This window comes from Candidatus Contubernalis alkalaceticus (genome assembly GCF_022558445.1).
Classification (GTDB): domain Bacteria; phylum Bacillota; class Dethiobacteria; order SKNC01; family SKNC01; genus Contubernalis; species Contubernalis alkaliaceticus.
Map to the genome: position 1 here is coordinate 2,161,600 of NZ_CP054699.1, position 13,244 is coordinate 2,174,843.

Annotated in this window: 19 protein-coding genes; all 19 read right to left on the reverse strand. The window is 39.8% G+C overall.

The features are described from left to right. Positions 1-8 precede the first annotated feature (8 nt). The 19 genes from HUE98_RS10800 to HUE98_RS10890 all read right to left on the reverse strand — a co-directional run bounded on the left by HUE98_RS10800 (position 9) and on the right by HUE98_RS10890 (position 13,207). Positions 9-875 carry a bifunctional 5,10-methylenetetrahydrofolate dehydrogenase/5,10-methenyltetrahydrofolate cyclohydrolase gene (locus tag HUE98_RS10800; RefSeq protein ID WP_241420659.1) on the reverse strand — a complete coding sequence of 289 codons (867 nt, stop codon included), beginning with the start codon at positions 873-875 and terminating at the stop codon, positions 9-11. Between the two features lie 151 nt (positions 876-1,026). Further along, positions 1,027-1,974, reverse strand: coding sequence for a tRNA (adenosine(37)-N6)-threonylcarbamoyltransferase complex transferase subunit TsaD (locus HUE98_RS10805; RefSeq protein WP_241420660.1), 948 nt, complete (start codon positions 1,972-1,974; stop codon positions 1,027-1,029). A gap of 68 nt (positions 1,975-2,042) precedes the next feature. Further along, positions 2,043-2,453, reverse strand: coding sequence for a transcription antitermination factor NusB (nusB, locus tag HUE98_RS10810; protein WP_241420661.1), 411 nt, complete (start codon positions 2,451-2,453; stop codon positions 2,043-2,045). Positions 2,454-2,497: 44 nt separating this feature from the next. Next, positions 2,498-2,728 carry a DUF2273 domain-containing protein gene (locus tag HUE98_RS10815; protein ID WP_241420662.1) on the reverse strand — a complete coding sequence of 77 codons (231 nt, stop codon included), beginning with the start codon at positions 2,726-2,728 and terminating at the stop codon, positions 2,498-2,500. Between the two features lie 42 nt (positions 2,729-2,770). Further along, entirely contained in the window at positions 2,771-3,283 is a 513-nt protein-coding gene (gene amaP, locus HUE98_RS10820; RefSeq protein ID WP_241420663.1) for an alkaline shock response membrane anchor protein AmaP, read from the reverse strand. A 66-nt stretch (positions 3,284-3,349) separates the two neighbouring features. Beyond that, positions 3,350-3,715 carry an Asp23/Gls24 family envelope stress response protein gene (locus HUE98_RS10825; protein WP_241420664.1) on the reverse strand — a complete coding sequence of 122 codons (366 nt, stop codon included), beginning with the start codon at positions 3,713-3,715 and terminating at the stop codon, positions 3,350-3,352. Positions 3,716-3,810: 95 nt separating this feature from the next. Further along, complete coding sequence (locus tag HUE98_RS10830; protein ID WP_241420665.1) at positions 3,811-4,329, reverse strand: SpoIIIAH-like family protein; 519 nt, start codon at positions 4,327-4,329, stop codon at positions 3,811-3,813. Positions 4,330-4,376: 47 nt separating this feature from the next. After that, positions 4,377-5,021: a stage III sporulation protein AG gene (gene spoIIIAG / locus HUE98_RS10835; RefSeq protein WP_241420666.1), complete on the reverse strand. Its 645-nt coding sequence runs from the start codon at positions 5,019-5,021 to the stop codon at positions 4,377-4,379. A gap of 28 nt (positions 5,022-5,049) precedes the next feature. Next, positions 5,050-5,673, reverse strand: a complete 624-nt coding sequence (locus HUE98_RS10840; RefSeq protein WP_241420667.1) for a stage III sporulation protein AF — start codon at positions 5,671-5,673, stop codon at positions 5,050-5,052. Positions 5,674-5,686: 13 nt separating this feature from the next. Next, entirely contained in the window at positions 5,687-7,012 is a 1,326-nt protein-coding gene (spoIIIAE, locus tag HUE98_RS10845) for a stage III sporulation protein AE (RefSeq protein WP_241420668.1), read from the reverse strand. A gap of 276 nt (positions 7,013-7,288) precedes the next feature. Then, positions 7,289-7,675 (reverse strand): stage III sporulation protein AD, encoded by a 387-nt coding sequence (gene spoIIIAD, locus HUE98_RS10850; protein ID WP_241420669.1) that lies wholly within the window; start codon positions 7,673-7,675, stop codon positions 7,289-7,291. A gap of 19 nt (positions 7,676-7,694) precedes the next feature. After that, complete coding sequence (spoIIIAC, locus tag HUE98_RS10855; RefSeq protein ID WP_241420670.1) at positions 7,695-7,901, reverse strand: stage III sporulation protein AC; 207 nt, start codon at positions 7,899-7,901, stop codon at positions 7,695-7,697. Positions 7,902-7,917: 16 nt separating this feature from the next. Continuing rightward, positions 7,918-8,439 (reverse strand): stage III sporulation protein SpoIIIAB, encoded by a 522-nt coding sequence (gene spoIIIAB / locus HUE98_RS10860; RefSeq protein ID WP_241420671.1) that lies wholly within the window; start codon positions 8,437-8,439, stop codon positions 7,918-7,920. Between the two features lie 18 nt (positions 8,440-8,457). Further along, a complete protein-coding gene (gene spoIIIAA, locus HUE98_RS10865; protein ID WP_241420672.1) occupies positions 8,458-9,429 on the reverse strand; it encodes a stage III sporulation protein AA in 972 nt (323 codons plus the stop codon). Between the two features lie 179 nt (positions 9,430-9,608). Beyond that, positions 9,609-10,037: a CD1247 N-terminal domain-containing protein gene (locus HUE98_RS10870; protein ID WP_241420673.1), complete on the reverse strand. Its 429-nt coding sequence runs from the start codon at positions 10,035-10,037 to the stop codon at positions 9,609-9,611. Positions 10,038-10,077: 40 nt separating this feature from the next. Next, complete coding sequence (efp, locus tag HUE98_RS10875) at positions 10,078-10,635, reverse strand: elongation factor P (RefSeq protein ID WP_241420674.1); 558 nt, start codon at positions 10,633-10,635, stop codon at positions 10,078-10,080. A gap of 23 nt (positions 10,636-10,658) precedes the next feature. Then, positions 10,659-11,741 carry a M24 family metallopeptidase gene (locus HUE98_RS10880; protein ID WP_241420675.1) on the reverse strand — a complete coding sequence of 361 codons (1,083 nt, stop codon included), beginning with the start codon at positions 11,739-11,741 and terminating at the stop codon, positions 10,659-10,661. Then, a complete protein-coding gene (gene aroQ / locus HUE98_RS10885) occupies positions 11,734-12,186 on the reverse strand; it encodes a type II 3-dehydroquinate dehydratase (RefSeq protein ID WP_241420676.1) in 453 nt (150 codons plus the stop codon). The genes HUE98_RS10880 and aroQ overlap by 8 nt, the downstream gene beginning before the upstream one ends. 76 nt (positions 12,187-12,262) lie before the next feature. After that, the gene (locus HUE98_RS10890; protein WP_241420677.1) at positions 12,263-13,207 is read right to left on the reverse strand and encodes an NAD(P)H-dependent flavin oxidoreductase; all 945 of its coding nucleotides are present in this window, start codon (positions 13,205-13,207) and stop codon (positions 12,263-12,265) included. Between the last annotated feature and the right edge of the window lie 37 nt (positions 13,208-13,244).

The window sequence follows — 13,244 nt, forward strand, 5'->3', positions numbered from 1 at the left end:
TCCTGGTCTTATTGAACAAATGTTGCATGATGAATACTTTTAAAAGACTGCAATGTGTTAAGCATAAACATGGTATCCGTCATGGCTCCCACTTCTCCAGGAGGGGTGATAAAACCAGCTACCTGTGAAACTTTTAAGAAATCCACATCTCCCAGAACCCTGTCTCCCACCCGGTTTATGCCTACATCAATTACCACCGCACCAGGTTTCACCCATTCCTTTTTTACCAGCTGAGGACGACCGATAGCCACTACTAATACATCGGCCATATAACAGACTTCAGGAAGATTAGCTGTACGGGAATGACATGTTGTCACTGTAGCGTCTTGTTGAAGAAGAATCGCCGACATAGGCTTTCCCATAATGTTGCTTCGGCCCACTACAACGGCATGTTTTCCCTTCAAATCGTAATTGATACTCGTAAGCATTTTTAAGCAGGCCAGGGGAGCAATGGGAATATGAGTTTCTTCCTCCCCTAAAATCAAGTTTCCCATATTAGCCGGATGAAGGCCGTCAACCTCCTTATGGGGTTGAACTGCCTCTATCACTCTGTGTTCATCGAGATAATCGGGTAGCGGAAGCTGCACACGAATGGCATGGATATTATTATTACTATTGAACCTATGAATTACGGCAATTAATTCTTCTTGGTTGATGGTTGCCGGGAAGCTCTTCACTACAGAAAAAAAACCCAACTCCTCTGCCATCTTCTCTTTGTCTAAAGCACTGGCCCTGGATACAGGATTATCCCCCACCAATATAATGGACAAACCGGGGCGTTTTCCTGTCTGCTCCCTGATTTTATGGACCTCTTTAATGATTTCATCTTTGATTGCTTTTTCAACAACCGGTCCCCTGATTAGTTCGGCTGTCATTAAAAATTCCCTTCTAAAACAAATTTTATGTATGTGAAATTCCTTTTAACTTGTGAAAGCAATATCACGGTACCAATTAGTTAATTTCTCCATTACCATAATAAAATCCTTTTTTCAAACAATTATTTTTAGACTTTTTTAAAATTTTAAATTACTGCAACTTATATAATACATTTCTTATCAAGCCATAATATGAGATTCCTACAGCATTGTCTGAAGATAATTTTGAACCGGCGAAATAAAACCGACACTCCGGCAGTCTTATCTCTAACTGCTGTCTGATAAAAACATTAGAACCTACTCCCCCTACTATCATCACCTCTTTTATTCCCGTTTCCCGTATCCCCTGCTTTAAAACAGCCACCAGAGAATTAATGGCACATATTTCAATTCCTCTGGCCAAATCCCATGGTTCTATGATGCTGCTGCTCATCAACCTCTCCACATGGGAAAGGGGACCGGAAAAACTGGTCCAGCAGCCCTTTATTGAAACAGGTATAGGAATAGGGTTCCTGCTCTCACGCGCCAGCTTCTCTAGGGACGGCCCACAGGGAAAGGACAGGCCTAGTTTAACTCCGACCCTGTCAATGAACTGCCCTAAAGGCAGGTCAGAACTTCCTCCTATCATATCCAAGGTTAGAGCTTGACTTTCTTTATTAACTTTCATTAATTCCGTGGTGCCCCCGGAAATATGAAGGACTAAAAAATCCGCCGGATGCTCCTGGACAGAAAATAAGCCTGCCCAGATATGCCCCTCCTGATGGGTGGTGGGATAAAGAGGGACTCCCAGCAGACGGGAAAAACTTAAAGCATAAGATTCCCCCACCTTAAATACCGGCATATATGAATTCTCAGCCGGCCTGGGTTTTACACTGACCGAAATACAGGAGGTTTTTTTAAAATCAAAATTATTTCCAGCTGTTTCCAATAAAAGAGGGACATTCTTCATGTGCTGAAAAACAGCTTTTGACTGTCTTAAACCCTTATCCCCAGGTTTCACCTCCAGCAGTATTCTTTCATCAATTAACAACTCCCCGTTATGATTCACAACCGCCAGGGAAGTAGTATATCCGCTGGTATCAAAACCCATAGAGTACATTCATATCACCAGCCTTTATAATAGAATAGTCCTCCTGCTTCTTCTGTTTTTTGAACATACACCCTGGTTTAACTTTTGCTATCCTTGTCTTTTAACACACTGTCAAGAATACCGTTTATAAATTTAGCTGAGTCATCCCCATTATAGACCTTCGCCAGTTCAATAGCTTCATTAACTGAAACCACCGGTGGGATATCCTCCTCAAACTTGATCTCGTATACCGCCAATCGTAAAAGGCTACGGTCAATCCCTGAAATACGAAGAATATTCCATCCACGCAGGTATTTCTGAATAAAGCCGTCAATAACCCCCATATGTTCTAAACATTTCTCAATGATCTCTTTTACCTGGATTTTTTCTGAGGCAGTTAACGTTTCTTCCTCCAGCCAGTTTTCTCCTAAAAAATCAGGCAGGTTATTACCCACATCGATTTGAAAAAGCACTTTAAAAACTGTCTCTCTGACCCCTCTACGACTCACACCATACCCTCCTCAAATGAAAAACCACCAACTTGGTGGCTAAATTACCAATCATGTTTGTTTGGAGGCCACAAATTTTCTAAAAAATTTTCCCAGTTATGGCTTTTCTCCATGACAGCACCTAAGTAAATTCCTAAAACCATACAGACCATTATAAATGAGCCTTTTAAAAAACCAAATCTTAAGAAAATAAATCCCAAGATGAGTCCGGCCACCGCACCCAAAATTTTTCCCATATTTTCAATTAATAATTCATTCCACCGGACGTTTTTCATCAAAGCACCTCGCTTCTCATTTTTTTAATTAACTGTAGATGCTCATCCTGTCAAATTATCCAGAACTACTTTCACTTCAACCACTAAAATCCCTGTCATTAACTCCAAATGTTCTTTCACAGACATCTGAAGTTCTTCCACTAATTGAGGTATATTTTTTTGAGGGGGGCTGCTGATATTTATACTTACCCCTATACCTTCCTTGAAATTTCTTACTTTAATTTTGTTTACTTTAGAATTGTCCTTTTGAGACACAGCATTCTGAACCAGATTCTCTACTGCCGGGACAGAGATATTAATATCCCCCAGAGCCACCTTTAAAGAAACATATTTTTGAATTTGAGAAACCTTAAGCCCTTTTAGCAAAAGGGGTAGTGCTATCGAGAGCAAAACCAAAGAGGGGACAACTAACCACAGATTACCATAATATAAGCCCAGGCCTGTCCTTACATATTCCAGAGATACCAAAGGCAGGGCTAAAAAAAATAATCCTATAGATATAAAAAGCAGAAGTAAAGCCATAAAAACTAAAAAAAATTTCTCCGTAAGTTTCATCGACATAACCCCTTTTCTAGCTAAAACCCCCTGAAATCAGGTTCAGGGGGTTTTATTATTTTAAATCTATTCCTCTGTCTTCTGAAAACTTACTCCTTGTACTTGAATATTTATCTCAGAAACCTTTAAACCAGTCATATATTCCACAGCCTTGATTACCTTCTCCTGCACCTCCATGGCTACGGAGGGAATGGGAATTCCATACTTTACAGTGATAAATATATTAATGAAAGCTTCTGTCTCTCCTACTACAACCTTTACCCCTTTGGATAAATTTTTCTTTTTCAATATATCCACTATATCACCGGCAAATCCACCGCTCATCTCTGCTACGCCTTGGACTTCAGCAGTGGCCAGGCCTGCAATAATGGCAACAACCTCATCGGCTATTTTTATTGCCCCAAGTTCGCTGGTTTGGTTATTCTCGGCCAATAATTTCACCTCCTGAATTTTTCTGCTTGATTTCTTATATTATACCAATTATCACCGAAAAATTCAATTTACGAGGCTTTAATTTGACAAATATATTAATTGTTAGCGATCACCAATATGTTTTCCAGCTTTTCTTCAGTTATTTTAGCTGTAGTTTCCGCGATTTGAAAAAACTCAGCATCGGTAATTTCCTCCGCCTTTACCACTACATTGGCTGCGCCATCTTTAAAAAAGAACACTACATCTTCAAAACCTTTGGCTTTAATCATATTCTCCAGCATCAGCTCCTGCTCCATTTTAGAAACTAAAGAGATTAATTTGTTCTCCGCCTCCTGCTTGGCTTCACTGCTGGAAGAGGTATTATTGACAATATCCTTTAGCAGCTCAATTTCCTGTCCTCTTACCCGATCCCTCTGCATTCGATACTCCACAAAATAAGTGCTCCCATCTACTTCAACGTCCCCCAGATTTACAGTATCCTCAAGCATCCCCCTAATTCCATCATCCTGGGGAATAAGAGTTACTTCTTGAAGCTCTTTTTCAACGTTGAACCACCATATAAAACCAGAAAAAAGAGTTAACAAAACAACCGCCCAAATAGTTTTATTGTTCATATAGATCCCTCCATTTTATAATCTTTTAAGCCCCCCGCTAAAAGGCATTATCTGCCCCTGGGCAGTACCACTACTTTATGATAGGGAAGGTCTAAAATCGTTTTTACTGCCTCTACGATTTGAGACTTCTTTATGGGCTGCTCCACCCCCCGGGCTACCACCAAAACCCCCTGAACTTCGGGATGTATCTCTTCTATGATTAAAGGTATTTCCTCTCCGTTTTCTCCCCTTCTCAACACTATATTATCCTTGTGGTTTTCTTCCATTATATCCCTAGACCCACCATCCTTGTCCCTTTCCTCCGTCTGCCGGATATTTTCCTCATAATTGGCAGCATAAATATATTTAGATCCAGCATAAAAACTAATCATGACTGAAACATCTGATACCCCCTCAATCTCGCCAAGAATGTTTTCCAGATCCTTTTCCATTTTCTCTTCCTGACTATCCTGTTTATTAGCAAAAACTGAAAGAGCTTCTTCCTCAGTCCAATTTACAGTCTCTGAGGGACTTTTGTCAGTGTTATTCGTAAAAAATGAACTGAACATCATCAATAAAGCCCCTGCCAATAATATTAAAATCCATCTTAAATCTTTTTTTTGTTTAGTCATTTTCTGTTCATTCTTTTTATCTGGAGAACAGAACTGCACAAATATAAAATTATTTTTAAGCTTTTCCCAAAAAGCAGACAACTTACCCTCACCCCCAAACACTGTAACCTTACTTCACAAAAAATAAATCTATTGAATCCTTTTCCAGAGAAAAATGGCTGGAAACATCTTCAGCAATATTATCTAACTTAAAAAGATGCTCCTGTGTAAGCTCCTCCAATTCCTCTTCCGTCACCCCTTCACCCCCCACTTGAATTACCACTGAATCTATAAAAATACCCTCCTCCTGTTTTTCAGCTCTCCGCGGTTTTAAAGCAATACTCATAGCCAAAATATTTCCAAAATCTTCCCTTTCTATATCCTCAACAATTTCAACAGTAACGTTGACTATTTCTACCCCCCCGTAACTTTCCGCCAATTTCTTAATTTCGCCTGTTATACGGCGTTTATACTCCTTGGCAATCAAGCTCTGGGACTGCTGCACTGCATAATTATCCACATAACTTTGTCCTTCATAGATATGTATTTGAGACTTCAGAATTTCCATTTCCAAGTCCGGAACGATCCTGAAAAGCTGCAGCATAGGATTTAAAATGCTGACTATAATAACCAAACCAACTATCAGCTTAATATAGGGCTGATACTTATTCTCCGGAAGGATTAATTCCATAAAAGAAGCTAAAATAATAATAATTACTAAACTTTTTACCACTTGACTTATGGTGTGGAGCAAGAATTTTCACCCCTCATGTCCGTAACATAACAGCTGCATTTCCTGCCCCCATAATTATCACCAGGATGATAAAAAAAATCATACTTACCGCTACAACTGCTGCAAAAATTAAAAGCAGGCTGTTGCCCATGGTGTTAAGGCAGTCACATAATGAACTATCCCCCAGAGGTTGTATAAGAGCAGAGGAAAACTTATAAATAAATACTATTGATATAATTTTCAAAAGGGGAAAAACCAGGGACAAAAAAAGGATTATAATTCCCGCCAGGACCAATCCATTTGTTAACAGCAAAGATGCTCCGATTACTGCTTCCAGAGCTTCGGCCACCATCCCACCTACCACGGGGATAAAAACTCCTGTAACGAACTTCGCGGTGCGAAGAGTCACTCCGTCGCTTACCGCTCCCGCTACTCCACTAATGGAAAGTATACCCACAAAAATAGTTAGAGATAAACCCATAATAAAAATGGCGGCGTCTTTAAATAACTGTCCTAACCTGGATATCTTAAAATTTTCTGAAAAACTATCCAATAAAAGCAGCACCGTAGCTAAAAAAATTAAAGGAAAAACCAAATTTTTAACTAAAATCACTATAAAACTTGCAGAAAAAATAATCACCGGCTGAAATATAGCAGCAGAACCCAGGCTTCCCAGGGTAGCTAACAAAGTTAGCAGCAGAGGAATGAGAGCCATAATAAAATCTGACATCCTCTCAATTACTGATTGTCCAATACTGATGGCCAGGGAAAAACTCTGCAGAGCAATACTCATCAGCAATATAAATATGATTCCCTGAGCTAAACTGCTAAGCTTAGAACTGCTGAATGCCTGCTGCAGGTTTTTTAGAAGGACTGCAATCACCGCCAGGATTACCAGACGTCCCATAAAATACAAATTGGCCGTTACTTCCTTGAACAAATAACTGCAAAGACCCTTAAATATTCCCATCAGGTCCAGCGGGCTTTCTCCTCTTCCCCTTATCCAATCAAAAATATCATTAAACTCCATGTGAGGCAGATAATCATCCATTTCTCCGGTAATCTCCTGCCAGTACTGCTCAATAATCTTTAAATCCACCACATCTTTTTGGTCTTCCCACAACTCTTCTTCCAAAGGCATGGCAAACAAAACTGAAGACTTTAAAAACAAAACTAAAAATATTACCACCGTAGTAAAGGAGACGATTCTTTTTTTAGGCTGACAGTTGGACAATGGATCAGTTTGACAGTTAGGAACGAACTGATTTTTGTTATCTGTCAACTGTCCCCTGGCCTCCCCAGGTTTTGGTATTACCAAAACTTGCCACCGCACTTCACTGTTTTTTATTAATTTATCCATGTTCTCACCTGTATTTTTATAATTTAGCTGACAGTTGGTCGGTTGGTCGGTTGGTCGGTTGGTCGGTTGGTCAGTTGGATAGTTGGATAGTTGGATAGTGGGATAGTTGGATAGTGGGATAGTGGGATAGTGGGTCAGTTAGGAACGATCTTTTTTTATTATTTGTCCAACTATCATCTATCCAACTGTTATCTGTCCACTGTCCTGTCCAACTGTCATCTTTTGTCTGTTATCTATCTAACTATCCATCTATCCAACTATCCAACTACCCCCCATTCAGGGAATTAAAGAAATAATGGTTTCCAGGACTACTACCACCAAAGGTATTGCCAAAAATAATATTATGATTTTCCCTGCAAATTCTATCTTGCTGGCCGTGGTCCCCTCCCCTGCATCTCGGCAGACCTGGGCTCCAAACTCTGCAATGTATGCAATACCGATTATTTTTAAAAGGGTATTTAAATACAAAAGGTTAATGTCTGCCCTAATGGTCAATTCTTCTAATATATACAGCACACTGGATATATAGTTCATCATCGATAAAAAGATAATAACCCCTACGGCAATAGATAAAAATATAGCCAGCTCCGGTTTACTTTCCCTTAAGATTAATATAAAGACGGCGGCTAAAAGGCCAAGAGCTACAACCTGTATAATGGTCATAAATAAGGAAAACCTCCGGTTAATAAATGTTAAAAATCGTCCTTATGCTGATAAAAAGCTCATTAATCAGCTGTATTACCACCATCAGTACGATCACCACCCCCACCAGGGTAAGCATTTGCGCCTGTTCTTCCTTATTGGCCTGTTTTAAAACCATATTTAAAACGGATATGAAAATGCCGATTCCAGCGATTTTAAATAGGATGTCTACATTTACGATATCCATCTACAACTCCCCTTTACTAATAAAGCAGAATGACCAGCATTAATCCACCCATAACGCCCAGGTAACGCCACATTCTTTCGTTTTTGTGCATGGCCTCCAAAGCATCTTCTTCAGACTGCTCCAACTGATGAAGAATCAGCTTAATTTGCTTTTCCTGATGCTGTTGATCCGATACTCCTATAAAAGAACTAATAGACAAAAGCAGGTCTTCATCACTTTTCAACAAAACAGTTTGGTGAAAATATTCCTTCACCACCCTCCGCCAAATAGTGGAAAAGTCATCTTGAGACGGGTCATCTAACAGTTGTGAACTTTTTAAGAAAAAGCAAGATATGGGCTCATCTATTCTGCTCCCGATTTTTTTAAAAGCAGCAGGGACCGGTGTAGCCGTGTAACTAATCTCTGAGCTGAGCATATTAAAAGCTGTTTGCAGACACCTTAACTCCCTTATTCGTTCTCGATATTTACCAGCCTTCATAAAACCCAGGATTGTTGCGGCCATCAATATCATTACTGCTCCAATAAAATTAATTAACATAATTTCACCATCTCATTACTATAATAAAAGGTTTCGAGACTTTTCCTCATCCCAGATCCTTTCTACTGTACCTACTCCTTTGGACATTCCCAAAATAATAACTCTTTGAAAAACTTTGCTTTCAAACAACCTTTTTAGCCCGGGCCTTTCTCTATAATCTTTCATGCTACTGCCGTGAGCTGTGGTTATTACAGAAACTCCGGCATTCAGAGCTTCTTCCACGGCTGCAGCATCTTCAATTTTACCAATCTCATCGGTGACCAAAACCTGAGGAGACATAGACCGTATTAAAATCATCATTCCCTGAACTTTGGGGCAGCCGTCAATAACATCTGTCCTGATTCCAATATCATTCTGTGGAACCCCTTCATAGCAGGCAGCAATCTCAGAACGCTCATCAACCAGTCCTACTTTAACTCCAGAAAAACCATAAGAATCAACGCCGCCGCTCAAAAGCCTGACCAAATCTCTCAGTAAAGTAGTTTTTCCACACTGAGGTGGAGAAACAATCAAAGTACTGTAAACATAACTATTTTTTCCCAGTAAGTAGTGAACCACTTTCTCCCCTGCACCGATTACCTCCCGGGATATTCTAATATTGACTCCAGAAATATATTTCTGAAGCTTTATCCTGCCATCTACCATTACCGCTTTACCCACCAGTCCGATGCGATGTCCCCCGGGAACGGTTAAATACCCGTTTCTTAACTCCTCTTCAAAAGCATAAAGAGAATGATTGCTGATAGTCTGCAGCAGCTGTTGTAATTCCTCTTTTTTTAACCTGTAAGCATCCTCTTTTCTTTTTACGGCTTCTCCCCGAATATTCAGCATTACATCTCCCTGGGACCAAACCAACATCAGCGGCCTTTCTTCCCGCAAGCGGATCTCCTGAACTTTATCCAACAATAAGGGGGAGCATCTTGTAATAATTTTTTTAATAATAGGGGGCAACAAAGGCGTGATTTGTTTCATAATGATTTTTGTAGACATGTCATGCTCCCTTCACTAAATAATTATTTAAACCAGGAGAACATTATGCTTTATAAATGAAATATATGGTAGAAAAGTTCATTTATGCGTGTTAAACCAAAAAACTACCGGCAAAATTGCCGGTAGTTTTAAAAAATTAAAAATAAGTATTTTCTATTGTTTATAGTTTTACTTAAATATTACTCCTGAACTTCCACTTCGTCATCCAAATCTTCTTCCTCCCACAACTCCCCTTGAACAAACACAACTCTGTGACAGTTAGGACAGAGCACTTCTATATCAGCTTCATCCAAGGTATCACCATCGATGTATACAATTTCATTGCAATCAGGACACTCCAAAGAAAATTCTTCTAAGTCGTCCTCTTCCTCGTCATCAAATGGCTCCTCGTAAACGTCGTCTTCTAAATCTGTTAAATCTTGATCAATAGCTTCAACATATTCAAACATTTCATCATAGTCAGCTTGAAGATTATCTACCACATCAGTAATCCCTTCCAAAAGAAAGATAATCTGTGAAAACAGTTTTCCCTCCTTTGAATTACTATCCAAATCCAGTCCCTCAGAAAGCCCCTTTAAGTAAGCTAATTTTCCTCGTAAGTCTTCCATAATAAACCTCCTTTAGTATCATGCAATTTTTATTATAACACTATACTCTTTCCATATACTCACCGTTTTTAGTATTTACCTTAAGCACATCCCCTATGTTAATAAAAAAGGGAACTTGAACAATAAGACCGGTTTCCAATGTTGCCGGTTTAGAACCCCCGGAGGCAGTGTCTCCCTTGTAACCAGGATCTGTTTCAGTAACTGTTAATTCCACAAAATTTGGCACTTCTACCCCCATAATTAGGCCCTGATACATCATGAAATCTGCTTCCATATTTTCTTTTAAATAGTATGCGGTGTCTCCCAACTTCTCTGAATCTACAGTCAACTGCTCGTAGGATTCCAGGTCCATAAATATAAAATCTTCTCCGGTGTTATATAGATACTGCATTGTTTTACGTTCTATATGTGCTTTAGATACCTTTTCACCGGCTCGAAATGTTTTTTCAGTAACAGCTCCTGTTTGTAAATTTTTTAATTTGGTACGGACGAAAGCAGCTCCCTTCCCCGGTTTTACATGCTGGAATTCAACCACTGTATATACCTGTCCTTCCAACTCAATGGTCAAACCTGTACGAAAATCGTTGGTAGATATCATATACATTCCCTCCTACAAAAAAACTATAATATCAACAGCTCTTCCTTATGCTTTTGAGTAAGCATTTCTAAACCCTCATCAGTGATTAAAACCATATCTTCGATTCTGACACCCCCAAAGCCCGGCAGATAAACTCCAGGCTCAACGGTTACCACAGCATTAGGCTTTAGAATAGTTTTTATACCAGGAGCCAGCCTGGGTTCCTCATGGACTTCCAATCCTAGGCCATGCCCCAAACCGTGACCAAAATTACTGCCCAACCCTCTGCCAGCAATCAACTTCCTGGCAAAATCATCAGCTGTTTCCCCAGTTATACCGGGACCAATGTGTTTAAGAGCTTCCAATTGGGCCTTGAGCACAAGCTGATAAAGATCCTTTTCCCGTTCACCAACAAAACCAACTGCTACTGTTCGGGTCATATCAGAACAATAGCCCTGGTACTTTATACCAAAATCAAGAGTTAGCAAGTCACCTGGTTCTATTATCTTAGAGGAAGCAGTACCATGAGGCATGGATGACCTTTTCCCCGATGCTGCAATAAAGTCAAAAGCCGTTTTCTCCCCTCCTTCTTTCTTCAATAAATACTCCAACTCTATGGATATTTCCCTTTCTTTCCTACCTGCCTTAATAAAGGGTAAAATCTTTTCAAAACTTTCTTCCGTGATTTGTGCAGCTTTGCGGATTAAAGATATTTCCAGGGGATCCTTAATTACCCTTAATTCCTCCACAGTTCGATATAAAGGTATCAAATTAACGTCCGAGAGACTTCCCTTCAATAACTCCAATCCGTAAACAGTCAAATAGTTCTGTTCAAAAGCAATATTTTTAAAAGAATAATCTTTACACAATTTCTCCAATGATGATCGTGTAGGCCCACTGGTTATTAATGTAAACAGCGGTGCTTCTTCTTGAGCCTGCTGCGCATAACGAAAATCAGTTATTAAAAAAGCTTCCTTGAGGCCAATCAAAAGGGTTACAGTGCTTCCGGAAAAACCGCTTAGATATCTACAATTAACAGGGTTGGCAATGATAAAAGCTTCCAGATTTTTCCCCATCAGCTTTTCCCTAAGTTTACTCAATCTCTTTATAAAATAATCTTCATTCATTTACTGATTTCCTTTTGCAAAGAATCGCTATAAGAGCTTCCAATGCCAATAAATAGCTAAGAGAGCCAAATCCAGAAATTTGTCCCTTACAGACAGGAGCAGTCACAGAGTTATGGCGGAATTCTTCTCTTGCATAAATGTTTGAAAGATGCACTTCTACGATAGGCACAGTAAGTACTGATAAAGCATCCCTGATGGCTATGCTGTAATGAGTATATGCTGCAGGATTGATAATAACCCCAGAAACCTCTACTCCGTATTCCTGGAGATAATCAACAATCTTACCCTCATGGTTGGATTGTTTAATGATTAATTCTATCCCGTGTTTTGCAGCCTGTTCATTCAACCAGAAATTAATATCTTCAAGGGTTGATGCTCCATAAATTTCCGGCTCCCTGTTACCTAACATATTCAAATTTGGACCGTGAATGACCAATACCTGCATTCCTAACACCCCTCATACCCTTCACTATGCAGTATTTCTTTTTAATCAAATGAACTAACCCTAAAAGGGCAGTTTATCATTTGATTTTATTCAATCCGGATATAAGCTGATTAAAGATTTCCGGTACCGAAAGAATCTCCTTGATTTTAAATACGTTTTCTCCGGAAAAAATCAATCCCTTTTTAGTATCACCTTTTTCTGCTCTTCCCAGAGCATCCATTATACAAAACTCCTGGCTGCACACCTTAAGGCACCCATCACAACTATCAATCTCAACCTCTTCTTTCAAAAGCTGCTCAGTTAATGGGTTTCTTATAGCCCTGCCCGGAAAACCCACCGGACTTTTTACCAGGACTACGTCCTCCTTATTAGCCTGAAGATAGTGATTTTTAAAATTATTGTGTACTGTACATTCTTTACTTAATACAAACCGTGTAGCCATTTGAACTCCATCAGCCCCAAGCTTTAAAACCTCCGCAATGCCTTTAGCATCTACGATACCCCCAGCGGCAACCACCGGTATTTTAACAACACTGCGAACCTCTTGCAAAATCTCCTTTAAGGGACGATCTGTCCCCAGGTGTCCGCCCGCTTCCTTACCCTCTACTACTACTGCCGCTGCGCCCATTTTTTCAGATATCTTGGCAAGCTTAGCAGAAGATACAATAGGAATAATGGGAACATCAGCTTCTTTCCCCCAGCTGAACATATCCCGAGAAAACCCAGCTCCTGAGACGATAAAATCAATTTTTTCATGAATTGCCGCTCTTACTAGTTCGGCAAAATTACTGACGGCAAAAAGCACATTTACCCCCAGTATTCCTGATGTAAGACTCCTGGCTTTTTTTATTTCAACTGCTAATTCCCCAGGCTGCATGCCAGATCCAGCGATGGTACCAACACCCCCACAATTAGCCACAGCAGCAGCCAGTGGAGCCAGAGAAACCCTAACAGCCATGCCCCCTTGAAATATTGGCAGCTTAACAATTTTTTCACCTAGTCTCAAAGGCGCTAGTTTCAAAAGGCCTTCCCCCTCTATGTATAGTAATCTAGTATAA

Coding starts and splice junctions, on each gene's coding strand:
- spoIIIAB (WP_241420671.1), bottom strand. CDS start 8,439: ATGTTAATTAATTTTATTGGAGCAGTAATGATATTGATGGCCGCAACA.
- HUE98_RS10805 (WP_241420660.1), bottom strand. CDS start 1,974: ATGTACTCTATGGGTTTTGATACCAGCGGATATACTACTTCCCTGGCG.
- spoIIIAD (WP_241420669.1), bottom strand. CDS start 7,675: ATGACCATTATACAGGTTGTAGCTCTTGGCCTTTTAGCCGCCGTCTTT.
- HUE98_RS10830 (WP_241420665.1), bottom strand. CDS start 4,329: ATGAACAATAAAACTATTTGGGCGGTTGTTTTGTTAACTCTTTTTTCT.
- HUE98_RS10815 (WP_241420662.1), bottom strand. CDS start 2,728: ATGAAAAACGTCCGGTGGAATGAATTATTAATTGAAAATATGGGAAAA.
- HUE98_RS10800 (WP_241420659.1), bottom strand. CDS start 875: ATGACAGCCGAACTAATCAGGGGACCGGTTGTTGAAAAAGCAATCAAA.
- amaP (WP_241420663.1), bottom strand. CDS start 3,283: ATGAAACTTACGGAGAAATTTTTTTTAGTTTTTATGGCTTTACTTCTG.
- HUE98_RS10870 (WP_241420673.1), bottom strand. CDS start 10,037: ATGGAAGACTTACGAGGAAAATTAGCTTACTTAAAGGGGCTTTCTGAG.
- spoIIIAA (WP_241420672.1), bottom strand. CDS start 9,429: ATGTCTACAAAAATCATTATGAAACAAATCACGCCTTTGTTGCCCCCT.
- HUE98_RS10880 (WP_241420675.1), bottom strand. CDS start 11,741: ATGAATGAAGATTATTTTATAAAGAGATTGAGTAAACTTAGGGAAAAG.
- efp (WP_241420674.1), bottom strand. CDS start 10,635: ATGATATCTACCAACGATTTTCGTACAGGTTTGACCATTGAGTTGGAA.
- spoIIIAE (WP_241420668.1), bottom strand. CDS start 7,012: ATGGATAAATTAATAAAAAACAGTGAAGTGCGGTGGCAAGTTTTGGTA.
- spoIIIAC (WP_241420670.1), bottom strand. CDS start 7,901: ATGGATATCGTAAATGTAGACATCCTATTTAAAATCGCTGGAATCGGC.
- aroQ (WP_241420676.1), bottom strand. CDS start 12,186: ATGCAGGTATTGGTCATTCACGGTCCAAATTTGAATATGTTAGGTAAC.